Annotated in this window: 14 protein-coding genes; 7 read left to right on the forward strand and 7 right to left on the reverse strand. The window is 44.9% G+C overall.

The window, feature by feature from the left end; translation table 11 throughout:
• Position 1 precedes the first annotated feature (1 nt).
• Together NL645_RS13410 and NL645_RS13415 are read left to right on the forward strand one after the other, a co-directional pair.
• Complete coding sequence (locus tag NL645_RS13410) at positions 2 to 1,285, forward strand: ABC transporter permease (RefSeq protein ID WP_253651836.1); 1,284 nt, start codon at positions 2 to 4, stop codon at positions 1,283 to 1,285.
• Positions 1,286 to 1,307: 22 nt separating this feature from the next.
• Positions 1,308 to 2,006 carry an ABC transporter ATP-binding protein gene (locus NL645_RS13415; protein ID WP_253651837.1) on the forward strand — a complete coding sequence of 233 codons (699 nt, stop codon included), beginning with the start codon at positions 1,308 to 1,310 and terminating at the stop codon, positions 2,004 to 2,006.
• A 78-nt stretch (positions 2,007 to 2,084) separates the two neighbouring features.
• On the opposite strand, the gene NL645_RS13420 is transcribed toward NL645_RS13415, so the two are convergent.
• Positions 2,085 to 2,768 (reverse strand): topoisomerase I, encoded by a 684-nt coding sequence (locus tag NL645_RS13420; RefSeq protein ID WP_253651838.1) that lies wholly within the window; start codon positions 2,766 to 2,768, stop codon positions 2,085 to 2,087.
• Between the two features lie 68 nt (positions 2,769 to 2,836).
• Positions 2,837 to 3,754: a leukocidin family pore-forming toxin gene (locus NL645_RS13425; RefSeq protein ID WP_053809756.1), complete on the reverse strand. Its 918-nt coding sequence runs from the start codon at positions 3,752 to 3,754 to the stop codon at positions 2,837 to 2,839.
• Positions 3,755 to 4,855: 1,101 nt separating this feature from the next.
• Here NL645_RS13425 and NL645_RS13430 point away from each other — a divergent pair.
• Together NL645_RS13430 and NL645_RS13435 are read left to right on the forward strand one after the other, a co-directional pair.
• The gene (locus NL645_RS13430; RefSeq protein WP_124008320.1) at positions 4,856 to 5,830 is read left to right on the forward strand and encodes a DUF1852 domain-containing protein; all 975 of its coding nucleotides are present in this window, start codon (positions 4,856 to 4,858) and stop codon (positions 5,828 to 5,830) included.
• 30 nt (positions 5,831 to 5,860) lie between these two features.
• A complete protein-coding gene (locus NL645_RS13435; RefSeq protein WP_145473720.1) occupies positions 5,861 to 6,889 on the forward strand; it encodes a methionine synthase in 1,029 nt (342 codons plus the stop codon).
• A gap of 440 nt (positions 6,890 to 7,329) precedes the next feature.
• Here NL645_RS13435 and NL645_RS13440 read toward each other — a convergent pair whose 3' ends face one another.
• Positions 7,330 to 8,349: a DUF2955 domain-containing protein gene (locus tag NL645_RS13440; RefSeq protein ID WP_253651839.1), complete on the reverse strand. Its 1,020-nt coding sequence runs from the start codon at positions 8,347 to 8,349 to the stop codon at positions 7,330 to 7,332.
• Positions 8,350 to 8,358: 9 nt separating this feature from the next.
• Entirely contained in the window at positions 8,359 to 9,423 is a 1,065-nt protein-coding gene (locus NL645_RS13445; RefSeq protein WP_017448397.1) for an HlyD family secretion protein, read from the reverse strand.
• A gap of 99 nt (positions 9,424 to 9,522) precedes the next feature.
• On the opposite strand from NL645_RS13445, the gene NL645_RS13450 reads away from it, so the two are divergent.
• Positions 9,523 to 10,383 (forward strand): LysR family transcriptional regulator, encoded by an 861-nt coding sequence (locus NL645_RS13450; RefSeq protein ID WP_005376746.1) that lies wholly within the window; start codon positions 9,523 to 9,525, stop codon positions 10,381 to 10,383.
• Positions 10,384 to 10,533: 150 nt separating this feature from the next.
• Entirely contained in the window at positions 10,534 to 11,076 is a 543-nt protein-coding gene (locus tag NL645_RS13455; RefSeq protein WP_253651840.1) for an isochorismatase family protein, read from the forward strand.
• 39 nt (positions 11,077 to 11,115) lie between these two features.
• Here the strand turns inward: NL645_RS13455 and NL645_RS13460 are convergent, their stop codons facing one another.
• A complete protein-coding gene (locus NL645_RS13460; RefSeq protein WP_053316013.1) occupies positions 11,116 to 12,012 on the reverse strand; it encodes a 1-aminocyclopropane-1-carboxylate deaminase/D-cysteine desulfhydrase in 897 nt (298 codons plus the stop codon).
• 280 nt (positions 12,013 to 12,292) lie between these two features.
• Between NL645_RS13460 and NL645_RS13465 the strand changes: the two genes are divergently transcribed.
• A complete protein-coding gene (locus tag NL645_RS13465) occupies positions 12,293 to 13,531 on the forward strand; it encodes a leucine-rich repeat-containing protein kinase family protein (RefSeq protein WP_253651841.1) in 1,239 nt (412 codons plus the stop codon).
• Positions 13,532 to 13,626: 95 nt separating this feature from the next.
• Here the strand turns inward: NL645_RS13465 and NL645_RS13470 are convergent, their stop codons facing one another.
• Together NL645_RS13470 and NL645_RS13475 are read right to left on the reverse strand one after the other, a co-directional pair.
• Complete coding sequence (locus NL645_RS13470) at positions 13,627 to 14,916, reverse strand: HAMP domain-containing sensor histidine kinase (protein ID WP_104971921.1); 1,290 nt, start codon at positions 14,914 to 14,916, stop codon at positions 13,627 to 13,629.
• Complete coding sequence (locus NL645_RS13475) at positions 14,913 to 15,590, reverse strand: response regulator transcription factor (RefSeq protein ID WP_152811957.1); 678 nt, start codon at positions 15,588 to 15,590, stop codon at positions 14,913 to 14,915. Before NL645_RS13475 ends, NL645_RS13470 begins: the two co-directional genes overlap by 4 nt.
• Positions 15,591 to 16,102 lie beyond the last annotated feature (512 nt).

Genomic DNA, 16,102 nt, shown 5'->3' on the forward strand with positions numbered 1-16,102 from the left:
CATGTTGTTACCGATGAGACAAATTTTCCAAGAAATGGCTGCAGAAAAGCTGAGATTGGGTTTGACCATTCTGGCTGTAGCGTGGGCGACCCTCTGTATCGCTGCTATGTTGGCGGTAGGTGAGGGTATTCGTCAGGGCGTATTGAAAACCGCACAAAATGGTAACGGCAACTTGATTTATTTGACCGGAGGGATGGCCACCGTCGACCACGGTGCTTTTCACCAAGGTAAATTTCTGACATTAAAAATGGACGATTCAGAGGTCGTTCGAGCGTTACCCGATGTAAAAAGTGTTGCGCCAACTGCGAAGTGGAAAGAGCGCATCACCGTTGGTGACAGAAGCTCGTGGCAAGAGCCCTTAGCGGTCACGAGCGAGTTTCAATCCATGACCAATTTGGTGCCGATGGCGGGAGGGCGATGGTTAAATCCACTCGATCAAAAAGAGACGCGCAAAGTCGTTGTACTGGGTTATGAACTGGCAGCCGACTTATTCAACCCGAATGAGGACTTTAGTTGGTTTGCGACAGTCACATTGCAACTCAACCCTGTGGGGAAAAAGGTAAAAATCGGCAATGAGGAGTTCACCGTTGTGGGCGTATTGGAGAAAAACAGCGCCCAAATAGAACAGGGGGAACTTATCAACTATTCCAGCTTTGTGCCGTTAGCGACGTGGAAGCGATTTCATGTCAACGGTGAAATTGGTGGCATCAATGTGCAACCACAAGCGGATGTAGACCGAGAAGCCTTAGCAAAGACGATCAGGCAAGTGATTGCCCGTAAACACGGGGCAAGTGTCAGCGATGAGCAGGTCGTCCAAGTCGATGATATGTTCCTTAAGCAAAAGAGTATGCAGCAATTTCTGATAGGTTTGCAGAGTTTTCTTGGCATTATCGGCTTCGTGACGTTAGCTGTTGCTGGCGTCGGCATTGCCAATGTGATGTATGCCACCGTAAAGCGATCTACGCGTGATATCGGCGTGCGCATGGCAGTCGGTGCAACCCCAACGGCCATTCGTATGCACTATTTAGTACAGTCTTTATTGACAATGATGATGGGGGGCGCGCTTGGATTAGCCGTGACGTACGCGCTGGTGTCTGCCATCAGTTCCATTCCTTTAGAGGGCAATGCCTTTTATGAACAACTGGGTAAACCTGTCCCTGAGTTGTCGTGGGTCGTTGTCGCGATTGTCATCCTCACCTTAGTGATAATTGGTGTGGCATCTGCATGGTTACCTGCAAACCGAGCCGCAAAAGTCAGCCCATTGGAGGCGCTACAAAGTGAATAACAACAATAACTCTGGAGAGAACATGTCGAACCAGCCGCTTGTTGAGCTAACCAACATCTGCAAATACTACTCAAGCGGAGAGGCGGAAGTACGTGCGCTCGACGGCGTAGACTTAACCATTAATCAAGGCGAGTTTCTTTCGATTCTTGGCCCGTCCGGTTCGGGTAAGTCAACGTTGATGAACATGCTCGGCTGTTTAGATAAGCCCACCGATGGCGAGTATCAACTTGGCGGTCAAAACGTCGCAAGTTTAAGTGCGAATGACCTGGCTGGCATCCGTAACCAGAGGATCGGATTTGTCTTCCAAAGCTTTAACTTATTGGAATACGCGACGGCGCTCGATAACGTGGCACTGCCGTTGGTTTACTCTGGCATCAAAGCCAAAGAACGTCGACAGCGCGCTGCTAAATTGCTAGAGCAAGTCGGGCTAGGGGATCGTTTAGACCATAAACCAAACCAGCTTTCTGGTGGTCAAAAGCAAAGAGTTGCGATTGCAAGAGCCTTGGTCAACGATCCGCAAATCATCTTAGCGGATGAACCAACGGGTGCATTGGATTCAAAATCCGGCGCAGAGATTGAAGCCTTGTTCAATCAACTTCACGCTGAAGGCAGAACATTGATCATCGTGACGCACGATAACGCCCTCGCAGAACGCACCAAGCGCATCATCACTATCAAAGATGGCAAGGTGATTTCGGATAGGGATCCGGAGGGAAGATAAATGAATTTTTCTTGATTGAGACTGGAGTTATTTTAAGGAAGATAGCCATGGAATAGGAGACGCTATCTTCCTTTATTTTTATTCGCGATGTTCGCCTTGTCTCTCTTTTATCAAGTCATGCTTTTGTTCTTTAAGTAGAGTGATTGCGAGCTTAGTGTCCTCAATCAATTTACTGTTATCGTTGAGATCTTTGCCCTTCAAAGGCAAAACCAGATAATGAATGCTGCCATCTTCATTCTGCACTCCGGTAGCAATGATGACATCACCTTCTGACGCTGTACCAAAATACTCTGAAACGACTTTGGTTTCGCTGACACCGTAGCTATCCAAATAGGATGATTCCGTGTTGTCAAACAAGATAGGAACCCCTTGCTTAGCTAATGTTCGCAATTGTTCTTGCTTTTGCTCGTCGAATGGATAGTCGGTTGTACTGATATAACTTACCTGTTCAGCTTCAATAAAATCGTACAGTTCATTGCTCAATTCATTTAATGGGGCAGATATCCAAGGTGTAGCTGGAATGACGTCGGAAGTAGCGTCATTGTCATTCTGTGGTGTTGGAACGGTAACCACCTCTTGAGCAGCATCGCTCTCAGGAGGCGTTACACTTCTTGTCTCAGTTTTCTCTGTCTTGATTTGCTCGTCAAAGCTTGCAACAGAATCGCTCTGGGAAATCTTGTTATTTGAATTAATTAGAAATATGGCGAGTACTGCACCAAGTGCTAGCGCCGATCCAGTCAAGAGTTTTTTATTACTTGTCATGTCTTACCGTTTATTTCATTAGTAAATACGGCGGCCACTTATTCACTCCGTGGCCGCAGGCTAATAAGTTAGTGGTAGAGCGCGTCATTCCAAGAGATAGTTACGGCTCGGCTAGTCTCTGTCCATTGACTACTATCCCGATTTTTCTTCCAGGTATTTTCTGGGGTGGTATACCAGCTACACCAGTCACGACCAAAGTAGTAATTGGTTTTTCGCCAACCTGCAACCAGCTTGACTTCTGACGTATCTAGGCCATCTTGAATATCATTTTTTCGATATACAACACCGACTTGCGGTTTAAAGTCAGAGCGCATCACGACAGGTAATTCGCTATAGTCAATTAGGTTGCCCATGTCACAGCTGGTCCAACGGTACAATAACCAGTCTTTAGGTGGAGTATTGTGGCGGATAGTCTGGTTTTCGATAAGCCAATTAATGCTCTCATTGGTCTGATCAAAATCAGCCACCGTCTGAAATTCTGGTTGATCGTAAGTTACGCGGTTGCTCCAGGAGATACCACCGCTAATATTTGGAGAATCAGAAGCACTGAAGCCAAGATTAAAGTCCAGAGACTCACTTACGGATGCTGTTGCAATCGTGTTTTCTGGAGCATGGCTCATATGACGTAAAGGGGCACCATTTAAATAACTCAGTGCCAGTTTAAAGGCTGTTGGGATTGTGTAACGGTAGTCTCCACCGGTGGCAAAACCATAGATCTGCTCTTTATTCGGTACATTAGTCATGTCGAAACCAGAACCTCCGTTTAGAAGCAACTTGGCTTCCTTAGCTCCATTCGGCAGCAAAGATTGGTTCCAGACATTTTCTAAGGAGTAAATTAAGCGGATCTTCTTCGAGCGTGCATCGCTATCATCGAGCTGTAGCAAGGTCGAAGTGTAAGCTTTTAATGTATCTTCAGCATGTGCTGGAGCTAGAGAACCAAGTAATGCGAGCGCGATAATACTCGCGGAAAGATGCTGTTTTTCCATTGTTGTTTCCTATTAGTCAGCCCATAAAGGTTATTATTGGTTTTTAACAATAACTCTATGGGTGTTTTATAATTATGGACAGGTTATTAATTGGTGCTCAATAATTGAGCGGTGAAATATTGCATCTTGTTTTTTAATAAAAAAGGAAAAGTATAGATTCGTGGGATTAATGTCTCATAGTTTTTAAATTCATTACTCAACTATAATAAATAAGAATGTGGTTATTAAGTCTTACCTTTTTAAGTTATTACTTAATTTTTATTTTCTAATGTTATGTTTAAGTTCATTATTGATAGAAGTGAAGTTTATAAATTTTAACCATGTTATTGCTGAGGTTTTTGTTATGCCAAACTAAGTAAAGTGTCGTTATGTGGTCATTACGGCTTCCTGAATTTAATTTAAATTAAAACAGTGGTTTATGTTTGTTTTATTATTGGTTGTTTCGAGCTTAATGTAATAGTTGGGTGACAAAGTTCGTCAATGAAGTTGTCATATTCGTGTATGAGGTTATATGTGCTTTTAAAACAGAAAAATTAAACTTTACGTTTGAGATGGTAAGTATAGGAAAAGAAATAATTAAATAATCATGTTTCCGAGGATATAAAATGTAAGGTACTTTTAATTAAACGAATGCTTGAATAAATTATGGAGTGTGAAAAAAGTGCTATTTAAGCTACGCTGTCCTATATTCCAGGTAGCATCTTGTTTATACAATGCGTTTTCTAGGCTTAAAACTGGTTTACGTACTGTTAATCCCTTATCAGTTTCTTAATTACACATATTGGCAATATGCTCGCCAAGTTACGTGTATTGGTGTCAATGAATAACAGTATCTACGATAGTTCCCTCTGGGTTGGAACTCCCACTATGAATTTCTTTCATGTTCAATGTGAAACAATACCAATATTACTCAACTCGTGAAGCAAGTATAAAAAAAGGACTGCTCTGGTGTTAGGCACTGCGACCGTCATTTTTAGTACGAACTGTTCGTCGTAAGTGCTGTGCAACCTAACGATTGGGAAAACCAAAAAACAAAAATGTCCCCATGCACAGAGTTAGGAAAAGTCTGCTTTATCTAAGGAAATAGGATACCAACTTACGATGAATAACGATTTCACATTTGCTATCAAAAGCATTCGCTTTGATGAGAATTACCAACCATCAGACAACACGCGAATCACTACCAACTTTGCTAATCTGGCTCGCGGAAACTACCGCCGAGAGAATCTGCGCAATGCACTCCGAATGATCGACAATCGTTTTAATGCCTTGGCATATTGGGATAACGCGCAAGGTGACCGCTACTCCGTTGAGCTTGAAATCATCTCCGTTGATATGGATATCCAAGGCAGTGGCGAAGCCTTCCCATCAATTGAAGTGCTCAAAACCAACATTGTTGACCACAACACCAACGAGCGCATCGAAGGCATTGTAGGCAACAACTTCTCTTCATACGTTCGTGATTACGACTTTAGCGTTTTGCTGTTGGACCACAACAAAAACCAGCCACGTTTCAGCATCCCAGCTAACTTCGGTGATTTGCATGGCAAACTGTTCAAAGCTTTCGTTAATTCTGAGTCTTATAAGCAGCATTTCAAAAAGCTGCCTGTGATTTGTTTGAGCGTATCGGACAACAAAGTATACCGACGCACCGAAAATCAACATCCTGTTTTGGGCTTTGAATATCAGCCGAACGAATCTTCGTTGACGGAGCAGTACTTCAAAAAGATGGGCTTACAGGTGCGTTACTTTATGCCACCAAACAGTGTCGCACCATTGGCATTCTACTTCTTCGGTGACTTGTTGAACGATTATTCAAACCTAGAGCTTATCAGTACGATTAGCACGATGGAGACATTCCAGAAGATTTACCGACCCGAGATTTACAATGCCAATGCGGTTGCCGGTAATTGCTACCAGCCAAACCTAAAAAACCTAGACCACTCGCTAACTCAAATCGTTTACGACCGAGAAGAGCGCAGCCAACTGGCGATTGAACAAGGGAAATTTGCCGAGGAGCATTTCATCAAACCTTATCAATCTGTGCTTGAACAATGGTCTGCAAACTACGCGTAACCGACAACGAGAATCTAGAAAGGAATGACGATGAAAACACTATTACCGACTTCAACGGCTGGCAGCTTGCCGAAACCTTCTTGGCTAGCGGAACCAGAAAAACTTTGGTCACCGTGGAAACTACAAGGTGAAGAACTGATTGATGGCAAACGCGATGCGCTACGTGTCGCTTTGCAAGAACAAGAACTGGCAGGCGTTGATATCGTCAGTGATGGCGAGCAAACTCGCCAACATTTTGTGACGACCTTTATTGAGCATTTAAGCGGCGTAGATTTTGAAAACCGTAAAACGGTGACCATTCGCAACCGTTATGAAGCAAGTGTTCCGACGGTGGTTGGCCCAGTAAGCCGCACAAAGTCCGTGTTTGTTGAAGATGCAAAGTTCTTGCGTCAGCAAACTAAGCAACCGATCAAGTGGGCGCTGCCAGGCCCTATGACGATGATCGACACGCTTTATGATGATCATTACGGTAGCCGTGAAAAGCTGGCTTGGGAATTTGCGAAGATCCTCAATCAAGAAGCGAAAGAGCTTGAAGCTGCAGGTGTCGACATCATTCAGTTTGATGAGCCTGCGTTCAATGTGTTCTTCGATGATGTGAACGAGTGGGGCATTGCATGTTTAGAGCGTGCGATTGAAGGGCTGAAATGTGAAACGGCGGTGCATATCTGCTATGGCTACGGCATCAAAGCGAACACGGATTGGAAGCAAACGTTAGGCACTGAATGGCGACAATACGAAGAAGTATTCCCTAAATTGCAGCAGTCGAATATCGATATTATCTCGCTCGAATGTCATAACTCACGAGTGCCTATTGAGTTACTTGAGTTGATTCGAGGTAAGAAGGTGATGGTTGGTGCGATTGACGTTGCTACCAACGAAATTGAAACGCCAGAAGAAGTGGCGAACACACTGCGAGAGGCGTTGAAGTACGTTGATGCTGACAAGCTTTACCCATGTACCAACTGCGGTATGGCGCCTTTGTCTCGTGAAGTATCGACCGCTAAGCTTAATGCGCTAAGTGCGGGAGCGGAGATTGTTCGTAGAGAGTTGGTGGGTTGATATTAATACTTAGGCTCCGCACCATGAACTAAAGTTAGGGTCATTCCAGCGAGTTTAAACGAGACTAGGAATCTGATTACAGCTCGCTAGGAAATGGCGATAATCTCCAAGCTTTACAGCACTCGGTGGGTAGATCCTGAATCACGCTCGTCCCTCGCTGTTCAGGATGACGGATGTTGGAAGATACATTGCTCGCCACAAAGCTGGTATTTGAACAGCCCGATACAGAGTTATTTCTGCGAGTTTAAACGAGACTAGGAATCAGATTACTGCTCGCAGGGGAATGGCGATAAGCTACGAACTTCAAATTACTCGGTGGATAGATCCTGAACCACGCTCGTTCCTCGCTGTTCAGGGTGACCGTTTTAAATAAAAATGCCGCTCGCAGTAAAGTGAGCGGCATACTTTGTTTTCCGTTTCCAGCCTCGGCCAGGCTTAACTCAACTCCACTCCACGTTCTTCATCTCAGGATGCTTTAGCAACATCACACGTATCCAGTGATGCACCACCCACATCACCATCGCGGTGAGCAGAACCGCAACGAAAATCGAGCTAAAACGGTACAAGATCGAAAAGAACGCGTCTTTTTGTTCTGGCACTAATGAGGTCGTCAGCGGAACCGATAGGGCAGACATGGCAGAAAACGCGATAGCCGCTTTAATTTGCCCCTTGGTGAGCCACAAGCAGAATGGCCCCATAGCAATGGTAAAGGCGAGCCAAAAGAGTAGCCCATGCCCATACCAACTGCCCAATATGAGCTGAACAGCCATCCCCGCGATGCAGCCTAGTGCGGTGCCGATGATACGAATTTTTGCCATGGCGAGCGAGCCCGCTAAAGTCATTGGGGTTAGGATGATCAAAATGGAAGCTTGTGCGGATAACGAGTCATATAAGTCCGCTATTTGGAATACGATAAACGCCGCCATCGCCACGACCCAACCCATGGCAACTTGGCTGATGTAGTCGATATCGCTTTTCACTGGGGTCGACATCTCAATGTGCTCGGCGGGGGACTTCGGCTCAGGGAACAACCAGTACGCGAATGCGCAAACAAAAATATTGCTGAACGCCATCACCCACATGTTGACGTTGAACTCTTCAATATCCATGAAGTTATAGCTGGCAAAATTCAACACAATTGAACCCACTAACAACCCCATGTAACCAAACAAATAGGTTTTCTGGTTCATCATTGCAATGCACTTAAACAGCATCATGATTCCGACGGCAACGGTCATTAATGTTGGATGAAACTGCAAGTACTCCAGCAAAAATGTGGCTTGTACGGTTGTCCATACCGCAGAGAAAAACACGATCAATAAAGCCGAAAGATTAAAGTGGTCCATTCTGCCCAAAATAAACAGCGGCATCATGATGGCAAAAAATCCGTAAGACCAACCGAAGATCATGCTTAGCGCGAGCCCTAAAGAGCAGCCGAACCAAATTCGTAAGGTTTTCATTGTCGCCGCCTAGTAAATGAAGTGGAACCAGCTTGCGAGGTGAATCTGTGCTTGCGCCATCCACTGCCAGAAAATGCTGTTGTCTGGGTACAAAACAATGGTAGCGCGAGAGCCGACAAACAGTGCTGGTGGTAACTCTTCGCTGCTGGTTAGGTTCACTCGTGTACGCTGCGCATCACGTACCCAGCGGTTGTTCACTTCCACTTTGGTTAGTGCGCCATTAGGCGTTTGTTGTGCGGCTGCTACACCGTAATCGCGGCTAGCTAAATCAAAGTCGTACACCGAACCTGGGTTGGCATCAAATGTGACCAAGGCGTGGAAAGTCTTGTCTACGTTCGCAACGGATTTTTCACGAAAGTCAGCGGCTACCCAGAGTGATCCTGTTGGTACAAATGTCAGCAATGGCATGTTGGTGTTTGCCATCGTGCCAACTTCTAGTTGCAGGTTGGTCACGACACCATCACTGGGAGCGAGTACCGCGGTATTTGCCAAATCAAGTTGCGCCTTTTCGATGCCGTTTTTGGCAATTCGAACGGCGGTGCTTTGACCTTTTTGATCGCCTAATTGCGCCTCAATGACTTTTAAGTTTTGTCGTTCCGCTTTAAGCGCTGCGCGTGATACCTGATTTTGGGCAAAGGCATTATCGAGTGTCGATTGAGAGATGACTTTCTGCTTCGATAGCGTCAGTAAGCGGTTGTACTCGCGGTGTGCATTATCAAATGTCGCTTGGGCGCGGGCAATATTGGCAAGAGCGGCTTCGCGTTGAGAATACAGCGTTGCTTCTTTTTCATAAGCGGATTGCAGAGACAGCTCCGCCTGTTCAAGCGCTATCTTGTATTTACGATCATCAATCGTAAACAACACATCGCCTTTTTGAACGGACTGATTATTTTCGATGAGAACGTCGGTCACTTTGCCAGATACCTCGGGCGCGACTTGGACAACGTATCCTTGCACTCGTCCTTCGGTCGTTAAGGGGGCGTGGCGGTCAGCAATGATAATGTACAAAAATAGTACGATGAACAGGACAATCAAAGTTCGCATCCAGTGTTTGAATTTTTGGTCAGCCGTCATTACAAGTTCCGTTAAACATATTGGATAGCGGATTATAGAGAAGTCACTCACAATTCAGTAGAATGATAATACGAACATAAATGACCTAAAAATAGGACAATGAACGTTAGTTTTGATGATATTTACCTATTCACTCAGACGGTGGTTCACGGCGGTATAAGTGCAGCGGCAGAGGCGAATCAACTACAACGCTCAAAAGTGAGTCGTCGCCTGCAAGAATTAGAGAAATCGCTCGGGGTACAGCTTTTGATCCGCACAACACGCAGCATTGAGTTGACGGAGCACGGGAAACGCTTGTTTGAGTTAGTGGGGCAGCCTATTGACCATATTCAGCAAGGTTTAAATGCCATGCACGAATATCAACAAGAGCTGACGGGCAAGGTGCGTTTAGCCATTCCTTCTGCATTGATGAGCTCTGCCGCGTTTAACGCGATCATCACCGAGTACACAACGAGGTATCCGGAGATTTCGGTCGAGATTGAAAACCATCAAGAGAGTGTCGATCTCAAGCGTCAATCGTTTGATTTACAGCTTCTTCCGAGCGTGGTCAAAGTCACCGATGACAGCTATGTGCAGTTCAGTCTTTTGCCTTATCGTAGTCACTTTGTTGCGTCAAAAGCCTATCTAGAATCGCATCCGCCAGTAAAAACGGTGGAAGATCTTAAGCAGCATCGCCTTTTAACTAATCGTTACAATGCCGATTTGCTCGATTCAGATCTGCATGTGGCGTTGCGCTCGGACGACCTCAACTTGCTGCGCTCGATGGCGATAGCAGGAAACGGCATCGCGTTTATTCCTCAAATTCATTCTAAGCCTGCATTGCGAGATGGTTTGTTGGTCGAGGTGCTGCCTCAATTCGCGCATCCGAAGCAGCATCTTACTCTGATTTATCCCTCGGCCTTATTTCTGCCCAATAAAGTCAAAGCCTTGATTGAACTAATTCGAGAGAAATTTAAATAGTCAGTTCAAACCACACTTAAATAAGGGCAAATGTGTGAGCGAAGGTCATCTTTCTAGGTTTTATTGCTCTAACATGAAAGGGTTCTGATACATTAACTGTTGCTCAACTTGTTGAGTATGGTTTGTGGTCGCACAAGATAGGAGATGGAAATGTTATCGAAAGGAAACACGGGCCTGATTGTGGTGGATGTTCAGGGCAAACTCGCTACATTAATGCATGAAAGCAACGCACTGATTGAAAATATCACGAAACTGGTAAAGGGTGCCAAAGCGCTAGATTTGCCTATTCTGTGGCTAGAACAGAATCCAGAAAGGTTGGGCTCAACCGCGGAGCCGATTCGTGAAGTGCTTGAAAGCAAGCATTTACCTATTACCAAGTACACGTTTGATGGTTGCAAAGAGGCGACGTTTAAGGTCGCGGTGGAGAACGCGAAAGTGGATACCTGGTTGGTTTGCGGTATTGAATCCCACATTTGCGTCTATCAAACCGCGGTTTCTCTGCGCCAGTCCGGTTATCGCGTTGAATTAGTCACGGATTGTGTATCTTCCCGAACCGCTGCCAATAAAGCGCTCGCTCTTGCGAAGTTAACCGCTAACGGTGTGGTGCTCACTGGGCTAGAAATGTGTTTGTATGAAATGGTCGAAGATTGCCGAGCACCTGAATTCAAAGAAATTCTGGCGCTCATCAAATAGTGTAATCACTGGAATCAACAACAACTTTATCTGAACACGCTATTCAAATTCTCGTTGATATCTTGGCAACATCGACTCGTTGCCAAGTAACCCGCCTTGGTGAATGTAAATCACCGTTTTATCTGTGTTCTCTTCCAACCAAGGGGTGAGGCATTGCCACATATACGGGTCGTATAACAGGTCAAATTCGAGGTCGGTTTGCTCAAAGAGTGCTTTCCATGTGATGTAATCTTCTTCGTACAAGCGGCCAAAATGGTGTTTGTTGCGCACGGTTAAAATGGTTGGGTGGCTGTTTTCACCGAGCTGGTTGAACTGTTCAGTTAAGTAATCTGCATCACCTACGCAAGGGCAAGTTAGCACTTCTATGCCGTGTGGGCTTAAATGTTTATGAAGATATAAAGCGGTCGTGCCAGTGCCTGATGGCAGGGCGACGGTAAACTGTTCTTTACCTCTCAATCGCGTCCAATCAAGAATTTCTCGTGCTAACTGTTTGATGCCAGCTTCAGCGAGGTGGGAACGTCCACCCTCTGGAATAAGCAATGTCGACTCATCTAATCTTCGTACCTGGTGGACGTATTCACTAGGGTGGAGTTCGCTACCGATGTCTTGCATGGCGGTGATTTTCATACCCAAATCGAGAGCGCCACGATAGTTTCCGATGGGGGAGCTTTTTAGCCAAGATGGAATGTGATGAACATAAAACTCAAATGCCCAACCTTTAATCTGGGCGAGAGCCGCTAGCGAGTACATGGCATTAGATTGAGCGGAGCCAAAGCTTATTAACGTGGTGATGTCGGGATTTTGCTCTTCCATTAACGTCATAAACTTACGTGCTTTGTTCCCAGAAAAGTGGGAGTGGAGCATGTCGTCACGTTTAAGGAAAAATTTGCGCCCATTAAAGCTATGTTGGGTGATAGGACTTTCTGAGAGTTTCATGTCGATGCTGACGGAATAAACCGTGTCACCTTTGCCATTTAAAAAGGGCGCGTAGTGTAACGCCATTAAACCCAGATAAAAAGTCTGTGTTTCAGTACAACCATTTCGGTTATTCCTGATGTTTTGACTCGCACTCACCGGTGCTGTAATACCATTGTAATGGTTTCACTTCTATCCTTTGGTTGCTTTGATTCCATGCTATTCCACCCCATGTCTCGCCTTTCTGCCTCAAGCCACGTACACTACTCAGCTTATTTCCATTCAATCAGAAGGCTTGGTTTTGCAGACTCTAGAACAATTAAAAACAGGACAATTAGTAGGAATTAAACAACTGAAGTTGGCGGAAGGGCTAACTGAGTTCCCTATGGAAATTTTAGAGCTTGCAGACTCGCTTGAAGTGTTAGATTTATCCGGCAACGCACTGTCAGATTTGCCACAAGAACTGGAACAGTTGACCAAACTAAAAATCATCTTTGCGTCCAATAATCAGTTCACTCATTTACCAGAGGTATTGGGCAAGCTGCCAAACCTTGAGATGGTTGGGTTTAAAACCAACAAGATCAAAGTGGTGAGTGAAGCCTCACTACCAAGTCAGTTACGTTGGCTGATCCTGACCGACAACGAGATTGAAACGCTGCCAAACAGTCTGGGTGAAAGGCCGCGCTTAAGAAAGCTTGCACTGGCGGGGAATCGCATCAAACGACTGCCAAGTAGCATGGAAAACTTAGTTAATTTGGAATTGGTTCGTCTCTCTGCGAACCAGCTAGAGCACTTTCCGGATGTGCTGATGAAGCTACCTAAATTGGCATGGTTTGCTTTTGCAGGTAATCCATTCTGCAAACACCCATCTTCGCTAGACAGTGTGCCGAAAGTGACCTCAAACAGTTACTCGCTTAATCATGTTCTCGGCCAAGGGGCAAGTGGCGTGATTTCTCATGCTAACTGGACTGACGCTCAATACAACTTCCCGAGTGAAGTTGCGGTAAAAGTGTTCAAGGGCGAGGTCACCAGTGACGGTTACCCTCATGATGAACTTGAAGCGTGTTTGCAAGCTGGGCATCACAACAACTTAGTAAAATCCATCGCGCAAGTGAATGACGGTAAAGAGCTTGCTTTGGTGATGGAGCTGATTCCAAACAGTTACTACAACTTAGGTTTGCCACCAACGTTGGAAACCTGCACCCGAGATACGTTCCCACAAGGGTTTACGCTGACAGTCGAGCAAGTGAATTCTATTGTTGAGCAGATGGTGGACGTATTCAATCACCTACACGACATCAAGGTGTGTCATGGTGATTTGTATGCGCACAATACGTTGGTGAACGAGCAAGGGGAGATGATCTTCGGTGACTTTGGCGCGGCGAGCATTTACGGCTATTTATCGGACGAGCAGCAAGCTGCAATCAGAGCCATTGAATCCAGAGCGTTGAAGTACTTTATCGAAGATGTGTTTTCTGTGTGTGAAGCGTCGGAATCGGCATCGCAAGCATTCGAACGACTAGTTGGGCTTGCGGCATAAGATTTCATTCAATCGAATCAGAAAGAGGTATCGAACTGCCCGTTTTGATACTGAGCAAATGAGATACCTCTTGATTGAATCTAGTGCTGAGGAAGTTACTCTGAGCAAGCCTCATGATGCTCTGACGAAAGGTCAATCACTGCCTCACATCCCCCCTCAGGATGTGTATCAATAGTGAATTGCCAGCCATAGCGTCGGCATAAGTCGTCCACAATCATGAGTCCCAAACCATGGCCTTCGGCATCTGGCACGGAAGAGAAGCCTTCGCCTTCATCTCTCACCGACAGTGTGGTATCGGTCATGGTGATATGAATCGTTCCCGCTGACGTGGCTGCAATGCCGTTGCGAATTAAGTTACTCAACGTAATGTTAAGAACTGCAGTGGTCGCTTTGGTTTGCGGATGCCCCAATATTTGTACATTAAATTCCAGCGATTTTTCATCGGCTTGCGCTTGGCTAAGAGCAACGATGTTGTGAAGTTCTTGCTCTGATATGGTTCGAACGGGGCTGTCGTCTGTGTTGCGTTCATATCGCACCAAACCCAACAAAGCATCAACCATGGTCGACATCTGCAAAGTGGCATCTTGAATACGGCCAATCTGACGTTCTTGAAACGATGTACTTGGACTTCTGGCTAGCAAGCTGCTTGAGCCTTTCATCACTGTGAGCGGTGTTCTCAGTTCATGGCTGGCATATCGTGCAAAAGCTTGTTCACGTTTAATCACTTGATTGATTTGATGTCGATATTCATTAAGCTGATTTGCGAGCGTTTGGAATTCATTTGCAGAGCCTTCAGGGACAACAAATTTTTGTGTAGTGTCACCTTGATGGCGGTCCAGTTGTGTTTTTAGGGCACTGACAGGTTCAATGAGACGCAGAGAAAGTCTCGATAATAGGCTGCCAAAAATCAAAAGTAACCCGATGACAACCGCCAGCACCATAACGAGAACAAACATGAACTCGTTAGATGTAATTTCTATCTCATCAATCAGAGAGATCAGAATAATAGGATGTTCCTCTCCATCTTGCGTGTAGGTGCTCATGTAAATCATGCGAGTGTCTGGTTCGTCAGCAACTTCAGCGAGAAAGTACTTTTTATCTTGGATGAAGGGTTGATAGAGCTCAGGGACGAGATTGATGTCGTTGTATGCCGTTGTCAGTAAATCTAGTTTGATGATTCCGCTATCAGGATGGTTTCGAAAGTGCTCAATCGCCTCTTTTTTATCGATCATAATACGTCGCTCACCGACGCGATCTTCCGACCATAATAGCGCTCCGCTAACCAATGCGAAGCATAGCAAGCCAATCACAACCGACACTAGAAGGAAGAAGAGTTCAAGGCGTCCGGTTAAGCTTTGTGTATTGTTAAATAAGCGGCGAATCATGCCCCGGGCTCCAATCGGAAGCCGACTTTTGGAATAGTTTTCAAAACGTGCTCTTTGAATGGTTTGTCGAGCTGCCCACGCAATTGATAAATATGGCTACGCAACACATCGTTATTTGGCTCATCTTCTTGCCATAATCGGAAAGCAATCTCCTCACGTGTGACCACTTCTGGCGCGTTTTTCACCAGCATTTCTAGAATCGTGTACGTGGTTGGATTCAACGCCAACAGCTTATCTTGACGGTAGGCTTGATGCGTTTTTTGATCGATAGACACTTCGCCATACTGGAGTTTGGTTGATGCAACCGTACCGCGGTAGCGTTTAATCAATGCAGTCATGCGTGCTTCAAGAATATCGAGATCAAACGGTTTGGTGAGGTAGTCGTCGGCGCCGTGTTGGAAGCCTTTGAGCATGTCGTCTCGGCTATCAAGTGCTGTCAACATCAACACCGGAGTGTTATTACCCGCTTCACGCAGCTTGTTGCACAGTGTTAGGCCATCCATGCGCGGCAGCATGAGGTCGAGCAAAATGATGTCAAACGCATTATCCATCGCCAGTTTTAAGCCTAGCTCACCGTTGTCGGCATAATCCAGTTGCATGCCAGCACACTCAAAATAATCGAACAACATTCCCGCTATTTCACGATTATCTTCTATCAAAAGTACACGTTTCATTTATTCTTATCCAATCTCGATAAATTCGAATGCTGATCTTAACGAACATTATTCACTATAGGTGTGAAAAAGTTGTCGACATGATTTTCTCACCTTTGTATCGGTTTTCAATGTCTAGCTTAAATACCGTCTTATTATCCAAGTAAATCTACGACCTTTTGTTCATATCTATCAATTTTTCTTGGTGTATAAATGAGGCAGATTGTTTGATTCTGTTAACTCTATATAAAACATGAAGATACTAAATTATTTATGTGATATTGAGCACATTGTTAGTAATTGCTGATTTTTACTGACTCACTCATAGAAAAAGTTCTTACTTCTCTTAATTCCCCTTTTTAATTGTGGTTATTGCTTTTAAATACAAACACTTAGATTCTGCTTTTTGAGATAATTCAATTAAATCAATGGCTTCATGTATAAGCGAAAATCTGCATTATTTTATTTTTATTAATAAAACTACATTTTCTGTTCTTGCTCTGTTTATAAATGAAAGCCTTCCATTAACTTTA

It is taken from the genome of Vibrio sp. Y51_MX_L26 (assembly GCF_024181935.1).
GTDB lineage: Bacteria > Pseudomonadota > Gammaproteobacteria > Enterobacterales > Vibrionaceae > Vibrio > Vibrio diabolicus.

Bases quoted from the DNA above. Each gene is read 5' to 3' on its own strand.
- NL645_RS13425 (WP_053809756.1), bottom strand. From the start codon at position 3,754: ATGGAAAAACAGCATCTTTCCGCGAGTATTATCGCGCTCGCATTACTT.
- NL645_RS13455 (WP_253651840.1), top strand. From the start codon at position 10,534: ATGTTATCGAAAGGAAACACGGGCCTGATTGTGGTGGATGTTCAGGGC.
- NL645_RS13445 (WP_017448397.1), bottom strand. From the start codon at position 9,423: ATGACGGCTGACCAAAAATTCAAACACTGGATGCGAACTTTGATTGTC.
- NL645_RS13470 (WP_104971921.1), bottom strand. From the start codon at position 14,916: ATGATTCGCCGCTTATTTAACAATACACAAAGCTTAACCGGACGCCTT.
- NL645_RS13410 (WP_253651836.1), top strand. From the start codon at position 2: ATGTTGTTACCGATGAGACAAATTTTCCAAGAAATGGCTGCAGAAAAG.
- NL645_RS13440 (WP_253651839.1), bottom strand. From the start codon at position 8,349: ATGAAAACCTTACGAATTTGGTTCGGCTGCTCTTTAGGGCTCGCGCTA.
- NL645_RS13415 (WP_253651837.1), top strand. From the start codon at position 1,308: ATGTCGAACCAGCCGCTTGTTGAGCTAACCAACATCTGCAAATACTAC.
- NL645_RS13475 (WP_152811957.1), bottom strand. From the start codon at position 15,590: ATGAAACGTGTACTTTTGATAGAAGATAATCGTGAAATAGCGGGAATG.
- NL645_RS13430 (WP_124008320.1), top strand. From the start codon at position 4,856: ATGAATAACGATTTCACATTTGCTATCAAAAGCATTCGCTTTGATGAG.
- NL645_RS13450 (WP_005376746.1), top strand. From the start codon at position 9,523: ATGAACGTTAGTTTTGATGATATTTACCTATTCACTCAGACGGTGGTT.
- NL645_RS13460 (WP_053316013.1), bottom strand. From the start codon at position 12,012: ATGAAACTCTCAGAAAGTCCTATCACCCAACATAGCTTTAATGGGCGC.
- NL645_RS13420 (WP_253651838.1), bottom strand. From the start codon at position 2,768: ATGACAAGTAATAAAAAACTCTTGACTGGATCGGCGCTAGCACTTGGT.
- NL645_RS13435 (WP_145473720.1), top strand. From the start codon at position 5,861: ATGAAAACACTATTACCGACTTCAACGGCTGGCAGCTTGCCGAAACCT.